Consider the following 25,629-nt stretch of genomic DNA (forward strand, 5'->3'; position numbering starts at 1 on the left):
CCACGAACGGCAGCCGCCTGATAGCCACACCCAGCACCCCTGGGTGGTCCAACCCTACGAATGACCAGACCAACCCGGCTCAGAAGGTAGAGCCGTCTGAGCGCTCACCTCCGGCGGGAACCCACCGTGGGAGGCGACTACCCGAGGAAGGTGCCGATCCGCTCCCGCAGCGACGGGGCGTCCAGGCCGTAGGCGGCCAGGTGCTCCTCGATCGAGCCGTAGTGCCGGTGCTCCTCGCGCGGCACGCCCAGACCCAGCACCCGGTGCGGGCGGTCGGCGAGCGCCGCGTGCGCCTCGCCGGCGGAGGTGCCCTCCAGGTACGGCTCGACCAGCACCACGTCCGCCCGGTCGCCGAGCGCCGCACGCAGCCCGGCGGCGTCGAAAGGGCGCACCGTCGCCGCGTACAGCACGGAGACGTCCAGGCCCTCGGTGGCCGCGAGCACCGCGTCCAGCATCGGCCCGACGGCGAGCACCGCGCCGCGCGAGCCCGTCCGGACGGTGGTGAAGCGGCCCGGTTCGACCGGCAGCGCGGCCGCGTTCTGCTGCACCGAGAGCCGGACGTACACGTTGCGGTCGCCGTCCGCGTAGGCGTGGCGCAGCAGTTGCTCGGCCTCGTCCGGGTGGCCGGGGACGTGGACCGTCCAGCCCGGCAGGGTGTCCAGCAGGGCGACGTCCCCCGGGGACATGTGGGTGCGGCCGCCGGCCGGCCAGTCGTACGAGCCCGCCGCGCTCACCAGCACGGCGCCGACGCCCTGGTGGACGAGGTCCAGCTTGACCTGTTCGAAGGGCCGCTCGATCAGGAAGCTGGCGAAGGTGTGGGCGATCGGGCGCATCCCGGTGAGCGCCAGGCCGCCGGCCGCGCTCACCAGCAGCTGCTCGCGGATGCCCACGTTGACCACCCGGTCGGGGTGGAGTTCCTGGGCCGGGGCGAAGGCGGCCGCCGTGATGTCGGCGAGCACCAGGGCCAGCCGGGGGTCCTCGTCCAGCAGGCGGGTGGTCACGGCCACGAAGCGGTCGCGCATGGTGTCCATCGGTGAAGGTCCTTTCGTCGCCGGGAGGTCGGCGGTGCTCGGCGTGCTCAGGAGTGCTCGGGGTGCCCAGGAGTGCTCTGGGTGCTCAGGAGCGCTCGGGGTGCCCAGGAGTGCTCGGGGTGCTCAGGAGAACTTGGGCTCGACCCGGGCGACCACCACGTGCGGGCGGCCCGGGTGCTCGGCGATGTAGGCGCGGTACAGCGCCTCGTGGTCGCGGCCGTCCACCGTCGCGGTCGACCAGCCCTCGGCCGCGAACCGCTGGGCGATGCCGCCCCGCCAGCCGTGGGTGGCGGAGGAGTTGTCGATCACCACCACGTGCAGCCGCTCCAGCCCGTAGGCCCCGGCGAAGGCCACCGCCTCGGCGTTGGAGCCCTCGTCGAACTCCGCGTCACCGACCAGCACCCAGACCGCCGGGTCGGTCAGGCCCTGGGCCCGCAGCCCGAGCGCGGTGCCGACGGCCAGCGGCAGACCGTGGCCGAGCGACCCGGAGGCGATCTCCACGCCGGGGACCAGCGTGCGGTCCGGGTGGTGGCCGAGCGGCGAGTCGTAGCCGCCGAAGCTCGGCAGCACCTGCGGGTCGAGGAAGCCCTTGGCCGCCAGCACGGCGTAGTACGCCATCGGGCCGTGGCCCTTGGAGAGCAGGAAGCGGTCACGGTCCTGCGCGTCGGCGGTCTCCGGGGCCACCCGCAGCACCCGGTCGTAGAGCACCCAGAGCGCGTCCAGGGTGGAGGTGGCGGCGGGGCCGTGCTTCTCGTCGCCGGTCATCAGGCTCATCAGGGCGGGCAGGTCCTCGAAACGGGTACCGGTCCCGGCCTCGGCCGTCGCGTTCGTCGTCATGCCCCCGATCGTGCAACTTAAAGCCGACTTGAGGTCAAACGGCTAGAGTGGATCCCCGTGACCGCCCGACCCGAAGCCCGCCCCGAAGCCCGCCCCGAAGCCCGCCACGCCCCCGGCCCGCACCACAGCGACCTGCTCACGATCGGCCAACTCGCCCGGCGCAGCGGCCTCGCCCCCTCCGCGCTGCGCTACTACGAGAGCCTCGGCCTGATCCACGCCACCCGCACCACCGGCGGCCAGCGCCGCTACACCCGCGGCACGCTGCGCCGGATCGCCTTCGTCCGCGCCGCCCAGCGGGTCGGCCTCTCGCTGGACGAGGCGAAGGTCGCCCTCGACCGCCTCCCCGACCGCCCGGCCCCCAGCCGCGCCGAGTGGGACCGGGTGGCCGAGTCCTGGCAGAGCCGGATCGACGAGCAGATCGCCGAACTGCGGCGGCTCAAGGAGAAGCTCACCGGCTGCATCGGCTGCGGGTGCCTCTCGCTGTCGCGCTGCGCCCTCTACAACGCCGCGGACCGCGCGGGCGAGGCCGGGCCCGGCGCCCGCTACCTGCTCACCCGCGACCCGTCCACCCCGGAGCCGGTCTCCCCGGACGCCGACGCCTGCGGCAGCCGCCGGGACGTGGACCGCAGCCCGGCGGCGAGGGACGGGGCCACGGACCAGCGCTGACGGACCGGCGCTGACGGACCGGCGCCGCGGAATCCCGTTGCGCCGAGGCCGCCCGCCTGCCTAGCGTGCTGCCCATGCCGCCCCTGCTGCCCCCGGTGCTGACGGACGAGGAGTGGGACGCGGTCGTCCCCGACGAGACGGTGATGCGCCCCGGCGCCGAGGCGCTCTGCGCCCGGCTGGGCGTCGGGGGTCTGCCCCTGGAACGCTTCGCGGAGGGCTCCGTCCCGGTGTACGCGGTCGGCGACGCGCTCGTGCTCAAGCTGTTCCCGGCCGCCGGCGCCCAGGACGGCATCGTCGAGGAGCGGGTGCTCACCCGGCTGGACGGCGCACTGCCGATCCCCACCCCGTCCGTCCACCGGGCCGGCGAGGACGCCAACGGCTGGCGCTACGTGCTGATGTCCCGGCTGCCCGGCGAGGGCCTCGCCCCGGCCTGGCCGCGCATCCCGCAGCCCGACCGGGAGCGGATCGCCCGCGACTGCGGCGAGGCGCTCGCCGCCCTGCACGCCCTCGACCCCGGACCGCTCGCCGACACCCTCGGGCCCGGTGACTGGCCGGCCTTCCTGGCGCGCCAGCGGGCGGGCGCGGTGGCCCGCCAGCGCGAGCGCGGACTGGCCGAGGAGTGGCTGGAGCAGATCCCGGACTTCCTCGCCGCCGCCCCGCTCCCCACGGCTTCCCCCGGGCGCGCCCTGCTGCACACCGAGTTCATGCGCGAGCACCTGCTCACCGACCCGGCCGACGGCTGGCGCCTGACCGGCCTGCTCGACTTCGAGCCCGCGATGATCGGCGACCCGGCCTACGACCTGGTCGCCGTCGGCCTGTTCACCACCCGGGCAGACCCGCGGCTGCTCGGACACCTGCTGGACGCCTACGGGCGCCGCGTCGATCCCCGCCTGCTGATGGCGTACACGCTGCTCCACGTGTACAGCAACCTGCCGTGGTACCTGCGGGAGTTGAAGCCCTCGGCGCGGACCCTGGACGCCCTCGCCGAGGAGTGGTTCGGGGTCCAGGTCCGCTAGGGCCTGCCAGAGCCGGTCAGGGCAGGTCAGGGCCGCGGGTCGGTGCGCAGCAGGCTGTACCGCACGACGTCGCGCCACTCGCCGCCGCGGAAGGTCACCGCGCGCTGCACACCCTCCCTGGTGAAGCCGAGCTTCTCCAGGACGCGCTGCTCGGCCAGGTTGCCGGCCTCGGTGTCCGCCTCCAGCCGCATCACCGGCGAGTGCGCGAACAGGTAGTCCACCAGCAGCCGTTGGGCCCGGGTGCCGATCCCGCGCCCGCGCACCTGGGGCCGCAGCTGCACGCCGATGCTCCAGTACGGGGCGGACGGCCGCACCCCGCTCCGGTTGGCGGCGACGAAGCCGCCGAACCCGCCCCCGACGACGACCGCCAGCATCCACTGCCGGTCGTCCAGCAGCCCGCCCTCCGCCCACTGGCGGCGGAACCGCTGCGGGTCCCGCCAGCCGTACCACTGGAACTCCCCCAGGGCTTCCGGGTCGTTCACCATCTCCTCGATCACGGCCAGGTCCGCCTCGGCGATCGGGCGCAGGGACACCGGCTCATCGGATCTCTCGTCACTCATGCAGGCGCCAACGCGGGTCCGTTCGTGACGGTTCCTCGATTCCGCGAGAAATTCCGGGCGGATGTCCGAGGGCCCGCGATCCACTGCACCGGAGGGCCTTCTACCGCGCCCGGCCCGTCCTTCACCGCGCCCGCCTTCACCCGGCGATCGAGCGCGCGAGCCGGAATCCCACGTCGTCGATCCGCAGCGTCGGGTGGCTGCGGCGGCGGACGGAGGCGCGGCAGCTCCAGTGCTCGTCGAACCAGCCGCCGCCGCGCAGCACGCGGTAACCGCCGTACACCTCGGGGTCGTAGCGGTCCCAGCACCACTCCCAGACGTTGCCGAGCAGGTCGTACAGCCCGTAGGCGTTCGGGCGCAGTCCGCCCACCTCGTGCGGCCGTTCGCCCGAGTTGCCGCGGTGCCAGGCGATCTCGTCCAGCTGGCCGTAGCGCGGGCCGTCCGTGCCGGCGCGGCAGGCGTGCTCCCATTCGGCCTCGGTGGGCAGCCGGTAGCCGTCGGCGGCGCGGTCCCAGGAGACCTCCTCGCCGTCCACCGCGTAGGCGGGTACGAGGCCTTCGCGGTGGGAGAGTTCGTTGCAGTGGCGGACGGCGTCGAGCCAGGAGACACTGTGCGCGGGGCGGTGGTCGCCGGTCTCGCCCTCGTACTGCTCGCGGGTCACCGGGCAGGCCGCCAGCCGGTACGAGGCCACGTCGACGGCCCAACTGCGCTGGGTGCGGCGGTCGGAGAGGGTGACCCGGCCGGCCGGAACGGTGATCATCCGCCGGTTCCGGGCCGTTGCGGCCGGGGGTGGTTCCCGTCCGGCTTCCAGTCCCGGTCCAGCAGCCCGAGCACCACCTGGTCCACGAACTCGCCCATCACCCAGACCGCGGAGCGCAGCACGCCCTCGCGGACGAAGCCGTTGCGCTCGGCGGAGCGCAGCATCCCGGCGTTGTCCGCCAGCGTCTCGATCTGCAGCCGGTGCAGGCCGCGCACGACGAAGCCGTAGTGGCAGAGCACCGCGACCACGTCGGTGCCGTAGCCCTTGCCGCGGCAGGAGGGCAGCATTCCGAGGCCGATGTGCGCGGACCGGTGGTGGGTGTCGATGCCCCACAGCGTCGCGGTGCCGACCAGCGCGCCGCCGTCCAACTCCACGACGGAGAAGGGGACGTGGGTCGGTACGGTGTCGTCCACCACGAGCCGGCGGTCCTTCGAGCCGGGCGAGATCGGCCGCCACGGGGCGCCCTCGGACCGCGTGGAGGTGACCACGTCGTCGAAGAGTTCGGTCCGCAGGACCGGGATGTCTTCCTCGTGCCGGGCCCTGAGCCCGACCTTGCGTCCCCTGAGCATACGAGTTTCCTATCCGACCGGGCCGTGGGGCGGCAATCCGATTACCCTCTCGGGGTCCGTCACTCAGGCCATCGCGAGACCGGCGAGGTAGCCCCAGCCGGTCACCGTGATCGCCGTGGCCGCCCAGGCGACCGTGACCGCCCGTTGACCGCTCTCGCGGCCCTTGGCCCGCTGGAAGCCGGCGATCAGTGCGGCGATCGCGGTGACCGGCAGGGCGAGGAAGGCGAGGTAGAGCAGCCAGCCCCAGCCCGGCACGGCCACCGCGAACAGGAGACCGAGGACCCCCGGCGGAGCCGACACCGCCGCCACCGTCATCCCGGCGGCCGCACAGGCGATCCGGAAACGGTCCCGGCGGCGGAAGAACGACGGCACGGCGCAGACCGCGACACACAACAGCGCAGGCAGGTAGAACACCGGCGCCGACGTCCCGCGACCCGCCGCCATGGCGGGCATCGGCAGCAGGAACGCCACGATCCCCAGCCCGGTCAGCCACCGGGCGCTCACCGGCACCGCCACCATGCTTCCCCCCGCGCACACCGGTCCGTTCGAATGCGCGCGAACCTAGCACACGGGCGGCGCGGGCCGTCACGGTCCCACCGGGGCCACATCGGCGTCATGTCCGGCCCCCGTGCACCGATTCGACCGGTCCCGCGCACCCTTCGACTCCTCGCCCGGAATGTTCCCGGAGGAATTTCCCGAGCACTCCCCGGGGCGCCTCTCCCCGCCCCGCGGAAAGGGCCCCTCCCGGCTCCGGGCGGGGGCGCCGCCACCCGCCGGCCCCGACCCCGGACACCCGTCCCGGCCTGGCCACCGGCAGCCCCAACAGTCGCCCGTGCGGCGGTCCTTGAGCCCCGCGCGCCCGTCCGGCGAACCACCTAGGCTCGGCCGCATGAACCGTACGATCCGCACCACCGAGGACGTCCTCGCGCTCCTCGACGGCCTCTTCCCGCCGGCCGAACCGTTCTGGGACCGGTTCTACGCGGACCGCTCCGCCGGGCGCCCGTTCTTCGCTCCCAAGCCGGACGAGAACCTGGCCCACCACCTCGACCGCGGGCTGCTCGCCCCCGGCCGGGCGCTGGACCTCGGCTGCGGCAACGGGCGCAACGCGATCCACCTGGCCTCCCTCGGCTTCGAGGTGGACGCCGTCGACCTCTCCGCCACCGCCATCGCCTGGGCCGAGGAACGCGCCCGCGAGGCGGGCCTCGGCAACGACACCGGCACCGGCACAGGCACAGGCACGGGCACGGGCACGGGCACGGGCACCGGCCTGAGGTTCCACCGGGCGAGCATCTTCGAGGCCGAACTCCCGCACGCCCGCTACGACCTGGTCTACGACTCCGGCTGCCTGCACCACCTCCCGCCGCACCGCCGGGTCAGCTACCTGGCCCTGCTGGACCGGGTCCTGGCGCCGGGCGGGCACTTCGCCCTCACCGCCTTCGCGGCCGGCGCGATGGGGTCCGAGCGGCCCGACGAGGAGCTCTACCGGCTCGGCGCGCTGGAGGGCGGCCTGGCCTACTCCCCGGACGAACTCCGCTCGCTGTTCCGAGGGTTCACCCCGCTGGAGATCCGCCCGATGGCCGCCCAGGGGCCCGACTCGGCGCTGTTCGGCGTGCCTTTCCTCCTCACAGCGCTCTTCCAGCGAACCGTCAGCCTCTAACCGGCCTCTCATCCGCCGCGCCTAGCCTCCGGCCGTATGAACGTCTCCCTGCTCGACGGCTGGTTCCCGTGGACGGTCCGGGCCACGACCCTCGCGCTGCTCCTGGTCACCGCGAGCCGGCGGGACCTGCCGTGGCTGCGCAGGCGGGGGCCGCTCGCGCTCGGGACGGCGTCGGCCCTCACCGGGGTCGCCGCCTTCGCCGTGCCGGCGCTGAGCGGGATCACCGACCCGATCCCGCTCGGGGTGTGGCTGTGGGGCGGGGTGGCCGTCGCGGCGCTGTGCGTGCTCGGGTTCGGCTGGCGCGGCGCGCGGTGGTGGCGGCGGGCGCTGGTGGCGCCGACCGTGCTGCTGGCGCTGTTCTCCGCGGCGAACAGCCTGAACATCGCCACCGGCTACTACCCGACCCTGGGCGACGCGATCGGCGAGCTCGGCGGACAGCCGCTACCGGACCAGATCACCCTGGCCGAGCTCGGGTCGATCCACGGCAGGAGCGGCACCGGCCGCATCGTCCAGGTCGACGTACCGGACACCGCCAGCGGCTTCGCCCACCGCCAGGAGCTGGTCTACCTGCCGCCCGCCTGGTTCCGCAGCCGGTCCCGGCCCAAGCTGCCGGTGCTGGAGATGATCGGCGGCGAGTTCGCGGCGCCGGACAACTGGATCCGCTCCGGCGACGCCGTCAAGACCGCCGACGCCTTCGCCGCCAAGCACAACGGCTTCGCGCCGATCCTGGTCTTCGTGGACGCCACCGGCGGCTTCCGGGTGGACACCGAGTGCGTCGACGGCCCGCACGGCCACGCCGAGAGCCACCTGCTGAGGGACGTCCCGCCGTTCGTCCAGAAGACCTTCAACGCCGCCACCGACCCGCACAGGTGGGGCGTGGCCGGCTGGTCGATGGGTGGCACCTGCGCGTTCGACCTCACCGTCGAGCACCCGGACGTCTTCACCCACTTCGGCGACTTCTCCGGCGACAAGGGCCCCTACATCGGCGACCGGGACCACACCGTCCAGGAGCTGTACGGCGGCGACGCGGCGGCCTGGGCCGCCCACGACCCGCTGACCGTGCTCGCCCAACACCCCCGCTACCAGGGCGTGTCCGGCTACTTCGCCCAGGGCGACGAGGAGCACGGCCAGATCGAGTCCGCCAGGGCCCTGGACGCGGCGGCCAGGAAGGACGGCATCAGGACGGTGAACGTGGTCGGCTCCGGCAAGCACACCTGGCAGACCGGTTCCGCCTCCTTCGCCCGGGCCCTCCCCTGGCTCGCCCAGCAGCTCGGCGTCCCCGGCGCCCGCGGGTAGCGTCCCGCGCCCCGGCCGCCGACCCCGTGTCCCGGCCGCCGTACCGCGCCACCCCTGCCGTCAGTCCCGCTCCCGCCCCACCGCCGCCTCGTACGCCAGCAGCGTGTCCACCACCAGGCGCCGCTGCGCCGCACCGAGCGGTCCGAGGGCCGTGCGCCAGGCGGCGGCCCCGGGGGCGAGCCAGGCCTCGATGGCGGGCAGCCGGTCGGGGGCGATCGCGACGATGCGCCGCCGCCGGTCGGCCTCGTCCTCCCGCCGCTCGAGGACGCCCTGCCGGCTGAGGTCCCCGACCATCAGGCTGACCGTGGTGGGGGCGACCTCCAGCCGGGTGGCGAGCTCGTTGACGCCCATCGGCCCGTCCAGCAGCAGGCAGGCCAGCAGGGAGAGGTGCCGGGGCGCCAGGGCGAGGCCGCTGAGCGCTTCGGGGACGGGGATCCGCTTGGCCCGTCCGACCAGCCGGGGCATCAGCAGCAGCATCGACCGCACGGCGTCGTCGAGCCCCTCCCCGCCCGTCGCCGCCGCGTTCCGCGGTTCTCCCTCGGGCGTTGACATCGCCCACCTCTCCCCAGTTATCTTTGACATCAAAGCTGTTTTACGTGCAAAGCGAACTCGTCAGCCCATGGTACGAACCGAGCCGAACGGAGCTCCACCATGCCGCACCTGAGCCTGCACATCCGCGAGGAGTCCCTCACCCCCGACGTCGAGCCGACGCTCATCGCCGGCCTCACCGACGCCGTCACCTCGGTCTTCGGCGAGCAGTTCCGCCCCCGGGTCGCGGTCGAGCTGATCGGGGTCCCGCAGCGCCGCCGGGGCATCGGCGGAGTGCCGACCGACGAGGCCGCCCCCGTGGTCACGCTGAGCATGCGGGAGGCGGCGTACCACCTGCCGCAGTTCCCGGACGCGCCCGCCCGGCTGGTCGCGGCGGCGGCCGGGGCGATCGCCGCCGTGTTCGGCGAGGCCGTCGGCCGGCAGACCGTGGTCACCCTCGACGGCGTTCCGGCGGGCCGCTCCGGCATCGGCGGCCTGGTCGCCTGACCAGGCCGGACGCGTCCCCGGCCGGGGCCCGCGCCACCCCGGCCGGGCCCTTCGCGCGGGGCGGTCACCCGCCCCGAGGGCCGCCCCAAGCCCCGCCCACGGCTCCCGCCGCATCCGATCACACCCACCACACAGGCCCAATCAGCACCATCGACCACAAAAGGGAATCCGGGCGTCCGGCCCGGAACCCGGCTTTGCGACCGACGGTCCGTTGGCATAGGTTTTCGATCGCCGTCGATGCGCATCGGCCCTGACCACCCCTCAATCCCGGGGCGGAGGGCGGGGCAAGGAGCCAGGCGGCCCCGATCACAGGGGGAGGAGCCGCCATGCCGCACGCCCGTGACCACGGGTCGACCGGGCGGCGAGGACGGACGGACGGCGCCGCGCACCAGCGGCCCACGGCCGGCGCGTGCCCGACCCCGACCAATGCCACCGGACATCCGAGGAACCGTCAGTTGCGCACCACCAGAGTCGTCACCGCCACCGCCGCTGCCCTCTTCTGCCTGGGCGCGCTCAGCGCCTGCGGGCCGGACAACGGCCAGGACGGCGGCACGATCGCCGCCCCGGCCGGGGCCACCACCCCCGCCACCAACCCCACCAAGCCCACCGGAAGCGACAAGGGCATCCCGGACAAGGCCTGGATGGACACCAAGAGCATCCCGATGGACGAGAGTTACCACTACACGCCGCTGGCGGCCAACGCCAAGCCGGTCTCCGGCGCCACCCAGTTCAAGGGCATGGAGCTGTGCCACGCCGCGATCGCCAAGGACGACGAGGTGCTGTTCACCGGCACCGCCGCCGCGAAGTCCGAGGTCGGCTTCGGCGGGGACCGCTGGGCGGCCCAGCAGACCCTGCTGTTCCACGGTGACCCGACCCACAGCAGCGGCGCCAAGCAGTCCACCAACCTGGCCCAGGCCCGCCTGACGGAGGCGGTCAAGTCCTGTGCCAAGACCGCGCCCGGCGCCACCGTGAAGGTCGACAGCGCCCCGGAGGCGCCCTACTTCGCGGCCGTCCTGACCGTCCCGCAGGCCGACGGCGGCACCGTCACGCTGCACGAGTACGTGGTCAGCGACGGCGGCGTGGTCAGCGAGCTGGCCGTCTGGGCCACCACCAAGGCCGGCGCCCAGCCGAAGGACGCCTGGAAGGCGCCCGAGGACAAGTACGTCGGCAGCGGCATGGCCGCGCCGATGTGCGAGGCCCTCCCTGGCTGCGACGGGCGCTGACCCCCGGCGGGCACCCGCCCGCACGGCAGGGCGGAACCGCACGGCACAGCGGAACCGCACAGCACGGAAGGCCGCCCGGCCCGTCCGCCCCCTGGGGACCGGACGGGCCGGGCGGCCCCTTCACGTCCGCTCCCGGGGCGCCGGCCTCACAGCCCCAGGACGCCGAGGGCGGTGGTCCAGTCGTTCGCGATCGCCGCGCGGGCGTCGTCGAGGCCGACCCGGCCGCCGCAGACCGCGTTCTTGAGCTTGGTCTCGACGGAGTCCTTGCTCTGCGCCGGCTGGCTGCCGTAGCGCGGCTCGGGCCACAGGTTGGCCGGGTCGCGCGGGGCTCCGCCGAGCTCCAGCGGCACGAGGTGGTCCTCCTCGTAGTCCGCCGTGCTGGTGTCCGCGTAGCCGTACGCCGCTATCTGCTGCACCTTCAGCGCATTGGTGTAGCTGGTCGACGGGCGGACGGTGGCGGTCCAGCCGGAGACGCAGATGGTCTGCCCGATGGTCGCCTGGGTGACGTCCGGGTTGTACGCGCCGGGGGTGCAGTACGGGTCGGGCAGCGGCAGGTACGCCTGCGAGCAGCTCGCCGCGAGCGCACGGGACCCGACGGTGGCCGCCGGGGCCGGGGCGGCGGCCCGCGCGGTGCCGGCGGCGAGCCCGGCGGCGGCGAGGGCGGCCGTCGAGGCGACGACGGTGAGACGGTGACGGAGCATCATGGGGGGAAGCACTCCTGGGCCGGCCCGACCCTTCGCCGGGCGACTGTGCTCATGACAGCACCTCGCGGCCGACCACCGTCAGGCCCGGGGCGTGAACGCCTGGTGCCCGAGTCTCCACAACCGACCGCCCCCGCCCCCGGTCAGCCCCGGAGCACCGCCAGCTCGATCTCCCGGCCGGACCCGTCGCCGGGCACCGGCAACGCCACGCCGGAGGGCTCGAAGCCGGCCTTGCGGTACATCGCCTCGGCCCGGGGGTTGTCCTCGTGGACGAACAGCCGCACCCGCTCGATCCTCGGCTCGGTGAGCGACCACGCCCAGTCCTGGACGGCCCGGATCAGGTCCCGCGCCAGCCCGGTGCCGCGCGCCTCCGGCCGGACGTAGACCCCGACCACGTGCACCTGGTCGACCTCGATGACGTCGCCTTCCAGGGCCCCGTCCCCGCCGCGCCGCTCGACCACCCCGGTCATGGAGCCGAGCAGGCGCCCGTCCCGGGTCTGCGCGACGAGCTGCGCCACGTCCGGGCTGGTCGCGGCCCGGGTCACGCGGTCCTGCCAGAACTCGTCGGGCTTGGTGACGGCCAGCTCGTACGTCTCCAGGAAGGCCACGGCCGCGACCGGGTCCTGCAGCGCTTCCAGGCGGAGGTCCCTGAGCGACTGCCACTCCTCGGCCCGCACCCGTCTGATGATGATTCCGGTACTCATCGCGTGATCATTTCATCGGGGCCGATGCCGCTCGCAACCGAATTCGGCGCCGCCGACCGGTCCCGACCGCCCCGGGATCCCTCCAGCAGTCGCACCAGCAGCGCCGCCGGGCCCTCCGGCAGACTGCCGTGGACGAGTTCGGTGCGGTGCGCCAGCCGGGGCACCGCGATCGGCGCGGACCCGACCCCGGGCGCCCGCGCGAGCACCGGCTCGGGCAGCAGGGTGAGCCCGTGCCCGGCCGCCACCAGCGCGAGCAGTCCGTGCAGGTCGGTGCCCCGGTAGCGGACGGCGGGCCGGAAGCCGTCGACGCCCGCGGCCGCGCGCAGCCGGGCCGCCGTCGGGGTGAGGTCGGGCGCGTCCAGCCAGCGGGCGGCGGAGAGGTCGGCGAGCGCGAGGCCGCGGTGGCCGGCCAGCGGGTGGCCGACGGGCAGGGCGACGGCGACCGGCCGCTCGGCCACCGCGACGGTGCGCAGCGGGCCGACGTCGGGCAGCGCCAGCGGGTCACTGGGCGCGGCCAGTCCGTCGATCAGGGCGAGGTCGACCTCTCCGGTGGCGACCTGGGCGGGCAGCGCGTCCTGGGCGAGCACCCGGACCACCGGCTCCACCCCGGGATGGACCCGGCGCACCTCGCCGAGCGCGCGCCCCAGGGTCGCCCCGACCGCCAGCGGGGTGGCCCCGATCACCAGCCGGGCGCCCGGTGCGCCCGCCAGGCGCGCTACGTCGGCGCGCGCCGCTTCCAGCCGGACCAGCAGCGGCGCGGCGTGTTCCAGCAGCCGCCGTCCGGCGCCGGTCGGCCCGACCGGACGGCGGAGCAGCAGCGCCGCCCCGAGGTCCGCCTCCAGCGCGGCGATCTGCTGGGAGACCGCGGACTGGGTGTAGCCGAGCTCCCGCGCGGCCTCCGAGAAGGAGGCCAGGCGGGCGACGGTCACGAAGGTGCGCAGCTGCTGCGGGTCCACGGCGGCCATCAACCGATCTGATCGAAGCTTAAGAAATCATCGTTGGCACTGATCTCGGGTGCGGGGTCAGGATAGCCCCATGACCTACCTGACCCCGCGGGTCGCCCTGGTCGGCGACCGCTCTCCCGCCGTCCGCTCGCACGCCCGGATCCCGGGCCTGCTGGACGCCCTCGCCGAGCACGACCACCTCGTCCTGGACGCCTACTGGATCCCGACCGGGGACGCCGCCGCGCCCGGCGCCCTGGCCGGCTTCGACGCGGTCTGGCTGCTGCCCGGCAGCCCGTATCGCAGCGAGGCGGGCGCGCTGGCCGCCGTCCGGACCGCCCGCGAGCGCGGCATCCCCTTCCTCGGCACCTGCGCCGGGTTCCAGCACGCGGTGCTGGAGTACGCCCGGAACGTCTGCGGCCTGACGGACTCCGTCCACGGCGAGGCGCACCCGGACGCCGAACAGCAGGTGATCGCGCCGCTGGCCTGCTCGCTGGTCGGCCACGAAGGGTCCGTCACGGTCACCCCCGGGAGCCTCGCCGAGCGGGTCCTCGGCGCCACCCGCACCCTGGAGCGCTACCACTGCGCGTACGGCCTCGACGGCGCCTACCTGGACCGGCTGTCCGCGCACGGCCTGCGGTTCAGCGGCGCGGACGGGTCGGGCGAGGCGCGCATCCTGGAGCTGCCCGGCCACCCGTTCTTCCTGGCCTCGCTGTTCCAGCCGGAACTGTCCGGCGACGGCACCCGGGCGCACCCCATGATCCGCGCCCTGGCCGGCGCCGCCGTGGCGCACGCGGACGCGGGCGCGGGCGCGGGCGCCCCGGCCACGACGGCCTGACCCCGGCCCGGAGCGGCCGGCCTCCTCGCCACAACGGCCCGCGCCCAGCCGGGCCCGAGCCGCACCCCGGGACGGCCCGGAGCGGCCCGGGCGCGCCTCACATCGGCAGCGAGCGCAGCCGTACCGGGCCCTCCGGCCATCCGGCCCCGGCGGCCAGCGGCGCCCACATGGTGCGCAGCGGCATCTCCGCCAGCCGTCCCTCCGGCTGTTCCACCGTCACCCCCCGCACCACCTCCCGGAACCCGAGCCCCCGGTAGAACGCGGACAGCGGCGGGCGGCAGAACAGCAGCGCGTACCGGTGGCCGAGGGTGCGCGCGTGGTCGAGGGCGGCCCCGACCACGGCCTGCGCGAGGCCACCGTTCCGCCGGTCGGGGGCGACGCAGACCCCGCCGACGCCCATCACCGTCAGGTCGGTGCCGCCCGCGGTGAGCGGCAGCGGGACCAGCCCGGTGTGGGCGACGAGCCGGCCGTCCGCGGCCCGGATGCCGAAGTGGATCTCCTTGGGCCGGAAGGTCAGCCCGGTGTACGCGACGCCGTACGGGTCGTCGCCGGGGCCGAGGACCTCCTCCTGCTCGGCGCGGCCGTACCGCGCGAGCCGTTCGACCACCGGCGCCCCGGCGAGGGCCGGCTCGGGCGAGAAACGATCATCCATCCCGCCATGCTCCCCTCCGGTCAGGGCCTTTCACCAGTCCCTTCCCGGCCACTCGGTCCGACGACCGTCCCGGCGCCGCGCCGGTGTGGAAGCATGCCCCTCATGCAGCAGCCCACCGACCGGCCGGCCACCGGCGAGTCGGCCACCGGGCCGTCAGGCGCCGGCTTGTCAGGCGTCGGTCCGTCAGGCGTCGGTCCACCGGGCGAGGACCTCGCCGCGCCGCTGCCCGGCCCGCCGCCGCACCTGCCCCGCCCGGTCCGGGCGCTCGCGCCGACCGCCCTGGTGCTGCTGCTCCTCGTCCCGCTCGCCGCCGGCGACCCGGACTTCGGCCCGACCGCCTCACCGGAGACCAACGCGGGCCTGATCGCGGTCGGCGCGCTCGCCCTGGCCCTGCGCCGCCGCCACCCGGCCGCGGTCACCGTGGCCACCCTGGTGAGCGGCCAACTCCCGCTGGCCGTCGCGCTCTACGGGCTGGCCGCGCGGCGCGGCCGCACCGTGCCGGTGTCCGTCCTGGCGGCGCTGGCCCTGCTGCGGCTGCTCGTGCCGTTCGACCTCGGGGACGTCGGCAACCCGTCCGAACTCGCCAACCTGGTCGAGGACCCTCTGGTCTTCGGCGCCGTGCCGCTCACCCTCGGGCTGACCGCGCACCAGCGTGCCCGCACCGTCCGCGTGCTGGCCGAACGCAACCGACTGCTCGGCGAGCGCAACCGGCTGCTGGAGGAGGCCCGCCGGCACGCCGAGGAGCGCGCGGTGGCCGCCGAACGCGCCAGGCTCGCCCGGGAGATGCACGACGTGGTGTCCAACCGGGTCTCGCTGATCGCCCTGCACGCGGGCGCCGGGCAGGTCGCCCTGGCCGAGGACCCGGCCGCCGTCCGGGAGACGCTCGGCCTGATCCGCGCCCTCGGCCTCCAGGCGCTCACCGAACTGCGCGCCCTGCTCGGCGTGTTGACCACCCCGGCCGCGCAGGTGCCGCCGTCGCTGCACGGGCTGCCCGCCCTGGTCGAGGAGTCCCGGCAGGCCGGGCTGGCGGTCGGGCTGACCGTCAGCGGCCCGGCCGAGGGCCTGCCCGACCCGGGGCCCGCCGTGCAGTACGCGGCCTACCGGATCGTGCAGGAGGCGCTGACCAACGCCCACAAACACGCCCCGGCCGCCGAGGTGGCCGTCACCGTCGAGGTCGCACCGGACGGGCTGAGCCTGGCCGTGGTCAACTCCCCCGCCGCCGGCCCTCCGGAGATCGGCGCCGCCGGAGCCACCGACGGGCGGGCCGAGCACCCCGAACTGCCCTCCGGCGGCCACGGCCTGCGCGGCATGCACACCCGGGCCGGGGACCTCGGCGGCACCCTGCACGCCGGGCCGACCCCGGAGGGCGGCTTCGCCGTCCGGGCCCGGCTGCCGCTCGACACCGCCCGAACCGCCCGAACCGCCCGAACCGCCGCACCGAACCCCGCCGTCGAACCCCGGCCCCCGTATCCGCGGCCCGTATCCGCGGGCCCGGCCCTCAGCCGAAGCCCGGGCTCAGGCCGCCGCGCGCCGGGCCAGCTCCGCCCAGACCTCGTCCACCCGCGCCTCCAGCTCCGCCAGGCCGGCGCTGTTGTCGATCACCAGGTCCGCGATCGCCAGCCGGTCGTCCCGGGAGGCCTGCGCGGCCATCCGGGCCCGGGCCTCCTCCTCGGCCATCCCGCGCAGCCGCACCAGCCGGTCCACCCGCACCTCGTCGGCCGCGTCCACCACCGCGACCAGGTCGTACAGCGGCGCCAGGCCGTTCTCGGCCAGCAGCGGCACATCGTGCACCACGACCGCGTCCGGCGCGGCCGCCGCCTCCAGCTCGGCGGCGCGGTCCCGCACCAGCGGGTGGACGATCGCGTTGAGCGCCTTCAGCCGCTCCGGGTCGGCGAACACGACCGCCCCGAGCGCGGGACGGTCCAGTGCGCCGTCCTCGCGCAGCACCTGCGGTCCGAACTCGGCGACCACGGCCGCCAGACCGTCCGTCCCGGGGGCGACCACCTCGCGGGCGATCACGTCGGAGTCCACGATCACCGCGCCGCGCGCGGCGAACAGCCGGGACACCTCGCTCTTGCCCGCGCCGATGCCGCCCGTCAGTCCGATCTTCAGCATGGCGTCAGGCTACCGGCGCGGTGCCGGGCCCGTCAGCACGGGCCACCCCCGGAGCCCCCTCAGTCCAGCTCCAGGCTCTCGCCCTCCCCCAGCACCGTCAGCTCCGCCCCCGTCCCCGGCCCCTGCGGCCCGACCAGCCGGGTCTGCACGGCGAACCCGATCGGGCTGAGCACCGCCTCGTGCACCGGCACCGCCCGGCGCGGGCCGGCCTCCCTGACGTAGTCGATCACCTCGGAGGCCTTGCTCCACGGCGCCGCGAGCGGCAGCAGCAGCGTCTCCACGGCGTGCGGCGGCACGGTGAACGCGTCGCCGGGGTGGAACAGCCGGCCGTCGAAGAGGAAGCCGATGTTGTGCACCCGCGGGATGTCCGGGTGGATCACCGCGTGCCACTCGCCGTGCACCGAGACGCCGAGCCCGCCGATCTCGAAGGCGTCGCCCTCGCCGACCACGGTGACCCGCCGCGCCACGCCGTCCAGCTGTGCGGCGACGGCCCGGTTGGTCCACACCCGCAGCGCCGGGTCGGCCTCCAGCGCGGCGCGCAGCCCGGGCTCCTCGAAGTGGTCCATGTGCTCGTGGGTGATCAGGACGGCGTCCGCGCCGGCCAGCGCGGCGGCGGAGTCGGTGAACGCCCCGGGATCGACGACGACGGTGGTGTCGCCGTGCTCGACGCGTACGCAGGCATGTCCGAACTTGGTGATTCGCATGCGGGAACCATACAGCAAAGCTGTACAGCGATGCTGTAGATATTCCCGGTAGACTCATCCCATGAGCAGCGAAGCCCCGCACCCGCACCCGCACCCGCACCCGCACCCGGACGCCCTGGAACTCGCCGCCGATCTGCGCGCCGCTCTCGGCAGCCTGGTCCGCTCCCTGCGCGACGGCGACGAGCTGCCGCAGAACCAGGCCGGCGTCCTCGGCCTGCTGGTCCGCGACGGGCGCACCTGCACGGTCGCCGAGCTCGCCGCGCTCCAGCGGGTCCGCCACCAGTCGATGGCCCGCACCGTCGCGCTGATGACCGAGGCCGGACTGGTCACCCAGCAGCCCCACCCCACCGACGGCCGCAAGCTGCTGATCACCGCCACCGAGGCCGGCCGCACCGCCCTGTTCGACCAGCGCGCCCGCCGCGAGCACCGGATCGCCACCGCCATCGAGGCGCGGCTCACCCCCGAGGAGCAGCACCGGCTGCGCGCGGCGGTCGACCTGCTACGCCGACTGGGCTGAGCCCACCAGGTCCTTGCCCGCCGGGCCTTCTCCCACCGGGCCTTCTCCCACCGGCTCCGTCACCGGTCGCGGCGCCGGGACCGCAGCCGCCGGCCGGATCTCCGGCAGGTCGACGTGCTCGCTCAGCCCGAACCGCCGGTGCAGTCGCCGCAGCGGAGCGGGCGCCCACCAGTTGAACTCGCCGAACAGGCTCATCGCGGCGGGCACCAGCAGGCAGCGCACCAGGGTGGCGTCCACCGCGACGGCGACGGCCAGCGCGATGCCCATCTGCTTGACCATCAGCATGTCCCCGAGCGCGAACCCGGCGAAGACGATCACCATCAGCAGCGCCGCCGAGGTGATGATCCGACCGCTGCGCTGCACGCCCAGCTCCACCGCCCGGACGCAGTCGTGCCCGCGCAGGGTCAGCTCCCTGATCCGGGAGAGCAGGAACACCTCGTAGTCCATCGACAGCCCGAAGGCGAAGGCGAAGACCAGCACCGGGATGAAGGTCTCCAGCCCGCCGGTCGGGCTGAACCCGAGCAGCCCGCTGAACCAGCCGTCCTGGAACACCAGGGTGAGCGCGCCGAGCGAGGCACCCAGCGAGAGCAGGTTCATCAGCAGCGCCTTGACCGGCATCACCACCGATCCCGTCATCAGGAACAGCAGCACCAGGGTGCCGACCGCCACCAGGCCCAGCGCCCACGGCCCGCGTGAGAGCAGCTCGTCCTGGAAGTCCACCACCGAGGCCGCGCCGCCGGTGACGTAGGTGGTCAGCCCGCCGCGGTCGGCCCGCAGCTCCTCCACCACCTGCTTGGCCTGTGCGCCCTGGGGGTCCCCGTGCACCAGCACGTCGATCGTGGAGACCGTGTCGCCCACCGGCGACACCGCTCGCACCCCGCTCACCCCGGGCAGCTTGGCGATCACGTCGTCCGCGTACGCCTGGGCCACCGACGCCCCGCCCTCGACCACCACCGTGATCGGCGCGGCCGAGACCTGCGGGAAGCGCTGGTCGATCGTCTCGGCGACCTGCCGCCCGGCCGAGGAGGCGGGCAGCACCGCGGCGCCGGAGTTGCGCATGTCGGCATGGAGGAACGGCACCCCGGCCGCCATCAGCAGCGCGACGGAGGCGAGCGTGACCGCCACCGCCCGCTTGCGCACCCGGCGCACGGTCCGACTGAAGAACCCCTCGTCCGCGACGGGCGCGGTGGGCGTCTTGATCCGCGCGCCGGCGAAGCCGAGCAGCGCGGGGATCAGGGTGAGCGCCGCGGCGACGGCGATCACCACCACGCTCACTCCGGCCGCCGCGACCGCGCCGAGCACCGGGCTGGTGAAGACGAACAGGCCGGAGAGCGCGACGGCCACGGTCAGCCCGGAGAAGGCCACGGTGCGTCCGGCAGTCGCCGCGGTCCGCTCCACGGCGGCGGCGATGCCCGCGCCGTGGCCGCGTTCCTCGCGGAAACGATTCACCATGAGCAGCGCGTAGTCGATCGAGAGGCCGAGCCCCAGCACCGTGGCGATCGGCAGCACGCTGGTGTCGATGTCCATGATCCGGCTGAAACCGAACATGGCCAGCAGCGCGCCGCCCACCGAGGCGACCGCCCCGATCACCGGCAGCGAGGCCGCCGCCAGCCCGCCGAAGACCAGCACCATGACGATCAGCGTGAGCGGCAGCGTCACCAGCTCACCGAACCGGGTGTCCTTCTCGGTCTGCTGCTTGACCTCCTGCTGGAGCACCAGGTCCCCGCCGACCGTGACGTGGGCGCCGCCCACTCCGTCCAGCGCGGCCAGCCGCGCGGTGACGGCGTCGGTCTGGGCGGTGCTCGCGGTGTCGGCCATCCGTACGGTGACCAGGCTCGCCGTCCCGTCGGCGGAGCTCAGCGCGGCCGCCTCCGGGCCGGTGCCGTACGCGTCGAGCGAGGAGGAGACCCCGGGCAGGGCGGCGATCTCGGCGGTGGCCCGCTCCACGGCGGCCTTCACCGCCGGATCGCCCACCGGCCTGCCGTCCACCACGGCGGTCACGGTGCCCTTGGCCGGGTCGGCCGCGGCGACCACCGCGCTCCCCCGGTCGGCCTCGGCACTGGCGGAGGACGCCCCGGCCACCGAGCCCTCGAAGACCCGGCCCCCGATCAGGACGCCGACCACCAGGACGACGGCCCACAGGCCGAGTACCCAGCGACGGTGACGGAAGCAGAACCGGCCGATGGCCGCGAGCCGGCCGCCGACCACGGCAGTGGAGGCGACGGAGGAGGTATTGCGCATGAGAAGCCTTTCGGGCAGCTCCCCTCAATCTAGGTGGAACCCGAACCAAGGCCTATAGACGGGCAATGAGCCTCATCTCACACTTTTCTTCACATCAGCTTCACATAAGTCAAATCAATATAAGTCATCGCGAAAAACGAAATGGGCCCCACCCGGAAATTCCGGGTGGGGCCCACCGTCTAGCTATCGGCTAGCGGGAAGCGAGAGCCTCAGCTCTGGCCACCGGCCAGCTTCTCGCGCAGGGCGGCCAGGGCCTCGTCGGAGGCCAGGGCGCCCGAGCCCTCGTCGCTGCTGGACGAGTAGGAGCCACCGGCGGCAGCGGCGACGGCGTCGCCACCCTCCTCGGCAGCCTGGGCGTCGGCCTCGCGGCTCTTGATGACCTGGGCCTGGTGCTGCTCGAAGCGGGCCTGCGCCTCGGCGTACTGGCGCTCCCACTCCTCGCGCTGCTTCTCGAAGCCGGGCAGCCAGTCGTTCGCCTCGGGGTCGAAGCCCTCCGGGTAGATGTAGTTGCCCTGGTCGTCGTACGAGGCGGCCATGCCGTACAGGGTCGGGTCGAACTCGACCTCGGCCGGGTTGGCACCCAGGGCCTCGTTGGCCTGCTTGAGCGACAGGCTGATGCGACGACGCTCGAGGTCGATGTCGATGACCTTGACGAAGATCTCGTCGCCGACCTGGACGACCTGCTCCGGGATCTCGACGTGGCGCTCGGCCAGCTCGGAGATGTGGACCAGACCCTCGATGCCCTCGTCCACGCGGACGAACGCACCGAACGGAACCAGCTTGGTGACCTTACCCGGAACGACCTGGCCGATCTGGTGGGTACGGGCGAACTGCTGCCACGGGTCCTCCTGGGTCGCCTTCAGCGACAGGGAGACGCGCTCGCGGTCCATGTCAACGTCGAGAACCTCGACGGTGACCTCCTGGCCGACCTCGACAACCTCGGACGGGTGGTCGATGTGCTTCCAGGACAGCTCGGAGACGTGAACCAGGCCGTCGACGCCACCCAGGTCCACGAAGGCACCGAAGTTGACGATCGAGGAGACGACGCCGGAGCGCACCTGGCCCTTCTGCAGGGTGGTGAGGAAGGTCTGGCGGACCTCGCTCTGGGTCTGCTCCAGCCAGGCACGGCGGGACAGGACCACGTTGTTGCGGTTCTTGTCCAGCTCGATGATCTTGGCCTCGAGCTCCTTGCCCACGTAGGGCTGGAGGTCACGGACACGACGCATCTCGACGAGCGAGGCCGGGAGGAAGCCACGGAGGCCGATGTCGAGGATGAGACCACCCTTGACGACCTCGATGACGGTACCGGTGACGATGCCGTCCTCTTCCTTGATCTTCTCGATCGTGCCCCAGGCACGCTCGTACTGAGCGCGCTTCTTGGACAGGATGAGACGACCCTCCTTGTCCTCCTTCTGGAGAACCAGGGCCTCGATGTTGTCACCGACGGCGACGACCTCGTGCGGGTCAACGTCGTGCTTGATCGAGAGCTCGCGGGACGGGATGACGCCCTCGGTCTTGTAACCGATGTCGAGGAGGACCTCGTCACGGTCGACCTTCACGATGACGCCCTCGACGATGTCGCCATCGTTGAAGTACTTGATGGTCTCGTCGATCGCGGCGAGGAACGCCTCCGCGTCGCCGATGTCGTTGACCGCGACCTGCGGGGTGGTGCTGAGGGAGGAGTCGGTGGGGCTCGTCATTAGGAAAAGGGCTCCGGTACGGACATGAAAGTCGTAGGTAATGCCACGCGGAGGGCCTGTATCGCTCCCACCGAAAGCCGGACAGCCAAGAACACGGCACACCGGGGCTCCCGTACAACGAGAAACCGGCGTCCGTCTTGCGACCGTGGGGTCTTCGACAGATGCGAGCGCGACCTGCTCCGTCCGAGGCGCGCAGGCCCGCAGCGCAACTTGTAGCATACGGGGACGGCCAGGCACGGTCAATGCCGAAGGACGGCAAGACGGTGGAGCCCGGTACGGATCAGGCCATATCCTCCGAATGCGCGCCTCGCGGCGGCGCCCGAAGGGGCCCTGTCCCCGGATGCCACCGCCAGGATCCGGACCCTCACGGGCCGGTTCGCGGCAGCGGCGCTTCCGCATTTCCATACCCTACGCGATGGGCATTGTCACCGTGGCCACCACCCCCCAGTCAGACCTGCACGATCTTGACGCCTCCCCCGCTCGGGTCGAGGAGGAGGACGGCGACGAGGCCACCCGCCGGGAGGCCGGCACCGGGGAGAGCAGCCGGGCCAGCCGGCACTGGTGGGACCGCAACGCCGACGAGTACCAGGACGAGCACGGCGAGTTCCTCGGCGACGACCGCTTCACCTGGTGCCCCGAGGGCCTGGACGAGGCCGACGCCCACCTGCTCGGCGAGGTGGCCGGCCGGGACGTCCTGGAGATCGGCGCCGGCGCCGCCCAGTGCTCCCGCTGGCTGGCCGCCCAGGGAGCCCGACCGGTCGCCCTCGACATCTCCTACCGCCAGCTCCAGCACTCCCGCCGGATCGACCTCGGCCGCGGCACCACACCCGTCGCGGTCGTCCAGGCCGACGCCGCCGTGCTGCCCTTCGCCGACGCGTCCTTCGACCTCGTCTGCTCCGCCTACGGCGCCGTCCCGTTCAGCGCCGACACCGCCGCCCTGATGCGCGAGGTGCACCGGGTGCTGCGGCCCGGCGGGCGCTGGGTGTTCTCGGTGACCCACCCGATCCGCTGGGCCTTCCCCGACGAGCCGGGCGTCGAGGGCCTCACCGCGATGTCCTCCTATTTCGACCGCACCCCGTACGTCGAACAGGACGAGCAGGGCCGCGCCACCTACGTCGAGCACCACCGCACCATCGGCGACCGGGTCCGCGAACTCGTCACCGCCGGCTTCCGCCTGGTGGACCTGGTCGAGCCCGAGTGGCCGGCCGGCCTGGAGCAGGAGTGGGGCGGCTGGTCCCCGCTGCGCGGGCGGCTGATCCCCGGCACGGCGATCTTCGTCACCGAGCGGGGCTGAGTGCCCTGATGAACCCGGCCTGGCGCGACCTGCCCGTCCGCACCGCCCTGCCCGCCCTGCTCGGCGCGCTGGACGAGCACGGCACCGCCGTCCTCGCCGCACCGCCCGGCACCGGCAAGACGACACTGGTGCCGCTCGCCCTGGCGGGGCTGCTCTCCTCCGAGGGCCCGGTACGGCGGGTACTGGTCGCCGAACCGCGCCGGCTCGCCGTACGGGCCGCCGCCCGGCGGATGGCCTGGCTGCTCGGCGAGACCGTCGGCGGCCGGGTCGGGTACACCGTGCGCGGCGACCGCCGGGTCGGGCCGGAGACGGTCGTCGAGGTGGTCACCACCGGAGTGCTGCTGCAGCGGCTCCAGCGCGACCAGGAACTCCCCGGCGTGGACGTGGTCGTGCTGGACGAGTGCCACGAACGGCACCTGGACGCCGACACCGCGCTCGCCTTCCTGCTCGACGTCCGGGCGGCGCTGCGGCCCGAACTCCGGCTGGTCTGCGCCTCGGCCACCTCCGACACCCAGGCCTGGGCCGAACTCCTCGGCGGCGCACCCGTGGTGGAGGCGCACGGCGTCTCCCACCCGGTCTCTGTGCTCTGGGCACCGCCACCGCGCGCCGTCCGGCCCGCCCACGGCACCCGGGTCGACCCGGCGCTGCTCGACCACGTCGCCTCGGTGGTGCGGCGGGCCCTCGCCGAGCAGGACGGGGACGTGCTCTGCTTCCTGCCCGGCGTCGGCGAGATCGCCCGGGTGGCCGGGGCACTGGGCGGCGTGGGCCTCGACGTCCTGCAACTCCACGGCCGCGCCCCGCAGACCGTCCAGGACGCGGCCCTCTCCCGTGGGGAGAGCCGCCGGGTCGTGCTGGCCACCGCCGTCGCCGAGTCCTCGCTCACCGTGCCCGGCGTACGGGTCGTCGTGGACGCCGGGCTCGCCCGCGAGCCGCGCACCGACCACGCCCGCGGCCTCGCCGGGCTCGTCACCGTCCGGGCCTCCCTCGCCGCCGCGCGCCAGCGGGCCGGCCGTGCGGGGCGCGAGGCGCCCGGCACCGTGTACCGCTGCTGGAACGAGGCCGAGGACGCCCTCGCGGCGCGCTTCCCCACCCCGGAGATCGCGCTCGCGGACCTCACGTCGTTCGCTCTCCAGGCCGCCTGCTGGGGAGACCCGGACGCCACCGGCCTCGCCCTGCCCGACGCGCCCCCGGCGGGGGCGATGGCCGCCGCCCGGCAGACCCTCCAGGCACTGGGCGCGGTCTCCTCCGACGGGCGGGCGACGAAGCGCGGCATGCGCCTCGCCCGCACGGGGCTGCACCCCCGGCTGGGCCGCGCCCTGGTCGACGGGGCGGCGGCGGTCGGGGCTCGGCGGGCGGCCGAAGTGGTCGCGTTGCTGTCGGAGGAACCGCCGCGGGCCCTGGGGGACGACCTCGGCGCGGTGTGGCGGGCTGTCCGCTCCTCCCGGGATCCCTACGCGGGCCGCTGGCGCGACGAAGTCCGCCGCCTGCTGCGCGCCACCTCCGACGAGCCCGCCACCGACCTGCCCGACTCGACGGCCGCCGGGCTGGTCGTCGCCCTCGCCTTCCCCGAGCGGATCGCCCGCGCCCGGGTCGAGCGGCCCGCGCCGGGCGAGCGCAGCCCGTACCTGATGGCGAGCGGGACCGCCGCCGAACTCGCCCCGGGCACGGCACTCGGCGCGCTGCCCTGGCTCGCCGTCGCGGTCGCCGACCGCCCGGCCGGCTCGCACTCCGCACGGGTGCTGCACGCTGCGGCACTGGACGAGGACACCGCGCTGGCCGCCGGAGCGGCGCTGGTCACCGCACGCGAGGAGGTCCACTGGGACAGCCGGCGAGGCGAGGTCGTCTCCCGCCGGGTCGAGTCACTGGGCGCCATCGAACTCGCCGAGAAGCCCCTCAACCGCCCTGACCCTTCGCTTGTCCGCGCCGCCCTCCTCGAAGGCCTGGCCCGCGAGGGCGTCAGCACGCTCCTCACGTTCCCGTCCAACCTCCGCGAGCGCCTGGCCTTCCTCCACACCGCCATCGGGGAACCCTGGCCCGACGTCTCTGATTCCGCCCTTCTCGAACGCGCCGACGAGTGGCTGGAACCCGAACTCTCCCGCGCCCGCCGCCGATCCGACCTCGCCAGGATCGACACGACGTCCGCCCTCCAGCGCCTGCTGCCGTGGGCCACCGGCGAGGCGGGCCGCCTGGACGAACTCGCCCCCGAGCGCATCACCGTGCCGTCCGGCTCGAAGATACGCGTCGACTACACCACCGAACGCCCGGTGCTGGCCGTCAAGTTGCAGGAACTCTTCGGCTGGAAAGCTGCCCCGGCGCTGGCCGGAGGACGCGTCCCGCTGACCATCCACCTGCTCTCCCCCGCCGGCCGCCCCGCCGCCGTCACCGGTGATCTGGAGTCCTTCTGGCGCGAGGGCTACCGAGCCGTCCGAGCGGATCTCAGGGGCCGCTACCCCCGCCACCCCTGGCCCGAAGACCCGACCACGGCGGAACCCACCCGCCGCACCAACGCCCGGAAGTAGCCGGCGCGACAACCCGCTTGGCGGACCACGGCAACCGCTGCTACCTTTCCGGAGGC

The 25,629-nt window shown here is 74.3% G+C and carries 25 protein-coding genes and 1 pseudogene; 11 read left to right on the plus strand and 15 right to left on the minus strand.

The window, feature by feature from the left end; genetic code table 11:
• Positions 1-137: 137 nt before the first annotated feature.
• On the minus strand, positions 138-1,031 hold the full coding sequence (locus ACIQ87_RS11840) for a transketolase family protein (RefSeq protein WP_402405154.1): 894 nt from the start codon (positions 1,029-1,031) through the stop codon (positions 138-140).
• A gap of 123 nt (positions 1,032-1,154) precedes the next feature.
• Positions 1,155-1,868: a thiamine pyrophosphate-dependent enzyme gene (locus ACIQ87_RS11845; protein WP_402405156.1), complete on the minus strand. Its 714-nt coding sequence runs from the start codon at positions 1,866-1,868 to the stop codon at positions 1,155-1,157.
• A gap of 57 nt (positions 1,869-1,925) precedes the next feature.
• On the opposite strand from ACIQ87_RS11845, the gene soxR reads away from it, so the two are divergent.
• The gene (gene soxR / locus ACIQ87_RS11850; RefSeq protein WP_402405158.1) at positions 1,926-2,534 is read left to right on the plus strand and encodes a redox-sensitive transcriptional activator SoxR; all 609 of its coding nucleotides are present in this window, start codon (positions 1,926-1,928) and stop codon (positions 2,532-2,534) included.
• Positions 2,535-2,608: 74 nt separating this feature from the next.
• Positions 2,609-3,550, plus strand: coding sequence for a phosphotransferase family protein (locus ACIQ87_RS11855; protein WP_402405160.1), 942 nt, complete (start codon positions 2,609-2,611; stop codon positions 3,548-3,550).
• Between the two features lie 26 nt (positions 3,551-3,576).
• Here the strand turns inward: ACIQ87_RS11855 and ACIQ87_RS11860 are convergent, their stop codons facing one another.
• The 4 genes from ACIQ87_RS11860 to ACIQ87_RS11875 form a co-directional block, all read right to left on the minus strand.
• Positions 3,577-4,083, minus strand: coding sequence for a GNAT family N-acetyltransferase (locus tag ACIQ87_RS11860; protein WP_402405162.1), 507 nt, complete (start codon positions 4,081-4,083; stop codon positions 3,577-3,579).
• A gap of 163 nt (positions 4,084-4,246) precedes the next feature.
• Positions 4,247-4,867: a formylglycine-generating enzyme family protein gene (locus tag ACIQ87_RS11865; RefSeq protein ID WP_402405164.1), complete on the minus strand. Its 621-nt coding sequence runs from the start codon at positions 4,865-4,867 to the stop codon at positions 4,247-4,249.
• Positions 4,864-5,436: a GNAT family N-acetyltransferase gene (locus ACIQ87_RS11870; RefSeq protein ID WP_402405166.1), complete on the minus strand. Its 573-nt coding sequence runs from the start codon at positions 5,434-5,436 to the stop codon at positions 4,864-4,866. Before ACIQ87_RS11870 ends, ACIQ87_RS11865 begins: the two co-directional genes overlap by 4 nt.
• 63 nt (positions 5,437-5,499) lie before the next feature.
• Positions 5,500-5,946, minus strand: a complete 447-nt coding sequence (locus tag ACIQ87_RS11875) for a hypothetical protein (RefSeq protein ID WP_402405168.1) — start codon at positions 5,944-5,946, stop codon at positions 5,500-5,502.
• 379 nt (positions 5,947-6,325) lie between these two features.
• Between ACIQ87_RS11875 and ACIQ87_RS11880 the strand changes: the two genes are divergently transcribed.
• Together ACIQ87_RS11880 and ACIQ87_RS11885 are read left to right on the plus strand one after the other, a co-directional pair.
• Entirely contained in the window at positions 6,326-7,093 is a 768-nt protein-coding gene (locus tag ACIQ87_RS11880; RefSeq protein ID WP_402405169.1) for a class I SAM-dependent methyltransferase, read from the plus strand.
• A gap of 36 nt (positions 7,094-7,129) precedes the next feature.
• Positions 7,130-8,389, plus strand: a complete 1,260-nt coding sequence (locus ACIQ87_RS11885; RefSeq protein ID WP_402405171.1) for an alpha/beta hydrolase-fold protein — start codon at positions 7,130-7,132, stop codon at positions 8,387-8,389.
• A 60-nt stretch (positions 8,390-8,449) separates the two neighbouring features.
• Here the strand turns inward: ACIQ87_RS11885 and ACIQ87_RS11890 are convergent, their stop codons facing one another.
• Positions 8,450-8,941 (minus strand): MarR family transcriptional regulator, encoded by a 492-nt coding sequence (locus ACIQ87_RS11890; RefSeq protein ID WP_402405173.1) that lies wholly within the window; start codon positions 8,939-8,941, stop codon positions 8,450-8,452.
• A gap of 99 nt (positions 8,942-9,040) precedes the next feature.
• Here ACIQ87_RS11890 and ACIQ87_RS11895 point away from each other — a divergent pair, with 99 nt between their 5' ends.
• Positions 9,041-9,424, plus strand: coding sequence for a hypothetical protein (locus ACIQ87_RS11895; protein ID WP_402405175.1), 384 nt, complete (start codon positions 9,041-9,043; stop codon positions 9,422-9,424).
• A gap of 455 nt (positions 9,425-9,879) precedes the next feature.
• Complete coding sequence (locus ACIQ87_RS11900) at positions 9,880-10,647, plus strand: hypothetical protein (RefSeq protein WP_402405176.1); 768 nt, start codon at positions 9,880-9,882, stop codon at positions 10,645-10,647.
• 146 nt (positions 10,648-10,793) lie between these two features.
• Here ACIQ87_RS11900 and ACIQ87_RS11905 read toward each other — a convergent pair whose 3' ends face one another.
• The 3 genes from ACIQ87_RS11905 to ACIQ87_RS11915 all read right to left on the minus strand — a co-directional run bounded on the left by ACIQ87_RS11905 (position 10,794) and on the right by ACIQ87_RS11915 (position 13,017).
• The gene (locus tag ACIQ87_RS11905; protein ID WP_402405178.1) at positions 10,794-11,351 is read right to left on the minus strand and encodes a hypothetical protein; all 558 of its coding nucleotides are present in this window, start codon (positions 11,349-11,351) and stop codon (positions 10,794-10,796) included.
• A gap of 140 nt (positions 11,352-11,491) precedes the next feature.
• Positions 11,492-12,052: a GNAT family N-acetyltransferase gene (locus ACIQ87_RS11910; RefSeq protein ID WP_402405180.1), complete on the minus strand. Its 561-nt coding sequence runs from the start codon at positions 12,050-12,052 to the stop codon at positions 11,492-11,494.
• Positions 12,049-13,017, minus strand: a complete 969-nt coding sequence (locus ACIQ87_RS11915) for a LysR family transcriptional regulator (RefSeq protein WP_402405182.1) — start codon at positions 13,015-13,017, stop codon at positions 12,049-12,051. Before ACIQ87_RS11915 ends, ACIQ87_RS11910 begins: the two co-directional genes overlap by 4 nt.
• A gap of 70 nt (positions 13,018-13,087) precedes the next feature.
• Here ACIQ87_RS11915 and ACIQ87_RS11920 point away from each other — a divergent pair, with 70 nt between their 5' ends.
• A complete protein-coding gene (locus ACIQ87_RS11920) occupies positions 13,088-13,831 on the plus strand; it encodes a hypothetical protein (RefSeq protein ID WP_402405184.1) in 744 nt (247 codons plus the stop codon).
• 97 nt (positions 13,832-13,928) lie between these two features.
• On the opposite strand, the gene ACIQ87_RS11925 is transcribed toward ACIQ87_RS11920, so the two are convergent.
• Positions 13,929-14,483, minus strand: coding sequence for a GNAT family N-acetyltransferase (locus tag ACIQ87_RS11925; protein WP_402405186.1), 555 nt, complete (start codon positions 14,481-14,483; stop codon positions 13,929-13,931).
• 102 nt (positions 14,484-14,585) lie between these two features.
• Between ACIQ87_RS11925 and ACIQ87_RS11930 the strand changes: the two are divergent.
• A pseudogene (locus ACIQ87_RS11930) lies at positions 14,586-15,872 on the plus strand (sensor histidine kinase); the annotation flags it as partial.
• A gap of 126 nt (positions 15,873-15,998) precedes the next feature.
• On the opposite strand, the gene coaE reads toward ACIQ87_RS11930, so the two are convergent.
• On the minus strand, positions 15,999-16,598 hold the full coding sequence (coaE, locus tag ACIQ87_RS11935) for a dephospho-CoA kinase (protein ID WP_402405462.1): 600 nt from the start codon (positions 16,596-16,598) through the stop codon (positions 15,999-16,001).
• A gap of 59 nt (positions 16,599-16,657) precedes the next feature.
• Positions 16,658-17,302: an MBL fold metallo-hydrolase gene (locus ACIQ87_RS11940; RefSeq protein WP_402405188.1), complete on the minus strand. Its 645-nt coding sequence runs from the start codon at positions 17,300-17,302 to the stop codon at positions 16,658-16,660.
• Between the two features lie 61 nt (positions 17,303-17,363).
• On the opposite strand from ACIQ87_RS11940, the gene ACIQ87_RS11945 reads away from it, so the two are divergent.
• Entirely contained in the window at positions 17,364-17,819 is a 456-nt protein-coding gene (locus ACIQ87_RS11945) for a MarR family winged helix-turn-helix transcriptional regulator (protein WP_402405190.1), read from the plus strand.
• On the opposite strand, the gene ACIQ87_RS11950 is transcribed toward ACIQ87_RS11945, so the two are convergent.
• Positions 17,802-20,060, minus strand: a complete 2,259-nt coding sequence (locus tag ACIQ87_RS11950; protein ID WP_402405192.1) for an MMPL family transporter — start codon at positions 20,058-20,060, stop codon at positions 17,802-17,804. The genes ACIQ87_RS11945 and ACIQ87_RS11950 overlap by 18 nt on opposite strands.
• 209 nt (positions 20,061-20,269) lie before the next feature.
• The gene (gene rpsA, locus ACIQ87_RS11955; RefSeq protein ID WP_030061640.1) at positions 20,270-21,760 is read right to left on the minus strand and encodes a 30S ribosomal protein S1; all 1,491 of its coding nucleotides are present in this window, start codon (positions 21,758-21,760) and stop codon (positions 20,270-20,272) included.
• 415 nt (positions 21,761-22,175) lie between these two features.
• Here rpsA and ACIQ87_RS11960 point away from each other — a divergent pair, with 415 nt between their 5' ends.
• Together ACIQ87_RS11960 and hrpB are read left to right on the plus strand one after the other, a co-directional pair.
• The gene (locus ACIQ87_RS11960; protein WP_402405194.1) at positions 22,176-23,054 is read left to right on the plus strand and encodes a class I SAM-dependent methyltransferase; all 879 of its coding nucleotides are present in this window, start codon (positions 22,176-22,178) and stop codon (positions 23,052-23,054) included.
• A gap of 8 nt (positions 23,055-23,062) precedes the next feature.
• Positions 23,063-25,573: an ATP-dependent helicase HrpB gene (hrpB, locus tag ACIQ87_RS11965; protein ID WP_402405196.1), complete on the plus strand. Its 2,511-nt coding sequence runs from the start codon at positions 23,063-23,065 to the stop codon at positions 25,571-25,573.
• The last annotated feature ends 56 nt before the right edge of the window (positions 25,574-25,629 follow it).

It is taken from the genome of Kitasatospora sp. NPDC096204 (genome assembly GCF_044763205.1).
Lineage (GTDB): Bacteria > Actinomycetota > Actinomycetes > Streptomycetales > Streptomycetaceae > Kitasatospora.

Bases quoted from the DNA above. Each gene is read 5' to 3' on its own strand.
- rpsA (WP_030061640.1), bottom strand. From the start codon at position 21,760: ATGACGAGCCCCACCGACTCCTCCCTCAGCACCACCCCGCAGGTCGCG.
- ACIQ87_RS11895 (WP_402405175.1), top strand. From the start codon at position 9,041: ATGCCGCACCTGAGCCTGCACATCCGCGAGGAGTCCCTCACCCCCGAC.
- coaE (WP_402405462.1), bottom strand. From the start codon at position 16,598: ATGCTGAAGATCGGACTGACGGGCGGCATCGGCGCGGGCAAGAGCGAG.
- ACIQ87_RS11915 (WP_402405182.1), bottom strand. From the start codon at position 13,017: ATGGCCGCCGTGGACCCGCAGCAGCTGCGCACCTTCGTGACCGTCGCC.
- ACIQ87_RS11870 (WP_402405166.1), bottom strand. From the start codon at position 5,436: ATGCTCAGGGGACGCAAGGTCGGGCTCAGGGCCCGGCACGAGGAAGAC.
- ACIQ87_RS11890 (WP_402405173.1), bottom strand. From the start codon at position 8,941: ATGTCAACGCCCGAGGGAGAACCGCGGAACGCGGCGGCGACGGGCGGG.
- ACIQ87_RS11880 (WP_402405169.1), top strand. From the start codon at position 6,326: ATGAACCGTACGATCCGCACCACCGAGGACGTCCTCGCGCTCCTCGAC.
- ACIQ87_RS11905 (WP_402405178.1), bottom strand. From the start codon at position 11,351: ATGATGCTCCGTCACCGTCTCACCGTCGTCGCCTCGACGGCCGCCCTC.
- ACIQ87_RS11960 (WP_402405194.1), top strand. From the start codon at position 22,176: ATGGGCATTGTCACCGTGGCCACCACCCCCCAGTCAGACCTGCACGAT.
- hrpB (WP_402405196.1), top strand. From the start codon at position 23,063: ATGAACCCGGCCTGGCGCGACCTGCCCGTCCGCACCGCCCTGCCCGCC.
- ACIQ87_RS11940 (WP_402405188.1), bottom strand. From the start codon at position 17,302: ATGCGAATCACCAAGTTCGGACATGCCTGCGTACGCGTCGAGCACGGC.
- ACIQ87_RS11840 (WP_402405154.1), bottom strand. From the start codon at position 1,031: ATGGACACCATGCGCGACCGCTTCGTGGCCGTGACCACCCGCCTGCTG.
- ACIQ87_RS11885 (WP_402405171.1), top strand. From the start codon at position 7,130: ATGAACGTCTCCCTGCTCGACGGCTGGTTCCCGTGGACGGTCCGGGCC.
- ACIQ87_RS11920 (WP_402405184.1), top strand. From the start codon at position 13,088: ATGACCTACCTGACCCCGCGGGTCGCCCTGGTCGGCGACCGCTCTCCC.
- ACIQ87_RS11845 (WP_402405156.1), bottom strand. From the start codon at position 1,868: ATGACGACGAACGCGACGGCCGAGGCCGGGACCGGTACCCGTTTCGAG.
- ACIQ87_RS11925 (WP_402405186.1), bottom strand. From the start codon at position 14,483: ATGGATGATCGTTTCTCGCCCGAGCCGGCCCTCGCCGGGGCGCCGGTG.
- ACIQ87_RS11855 (WP_402405160.1), top strand. From the start codon at position 2,609: ATGCCGCCCCTGCTGCCCCCGGTGCTGACGGACGAGGAGTGGGACGCG.
- ACIQ87_RS11865 (WP_402405164.1), bottom strand. From the start codon at position 4,867: ATGATCACCGTTCCGGCCGGCCGGGTCACCCTCTCCGACCGCCGCACC.
- ACIQ87_RS11910 (WP_402405180.1), bottom strand. From the start codon at position 12,052: ATGAGTACCGGAATCATCATCAGACGGGTGCGGGCCGAGGAGTGGCAG.
- ACIQ87_RS11950 (WP_402405192.1), bottom strand. From the start codon at position 20,060: ATGCGCAATACCTCCTCCGTCGCCTCCACTGCCGTGGTCGGCGGCCGG.
- ACIQ87_RS11945 (WP_402405190.1), top strand. From the start codon at position 17,364: ATGAGCAGCGAAGCCCCGCACCCGCACCCGCACCCGCACCCGCACCCG.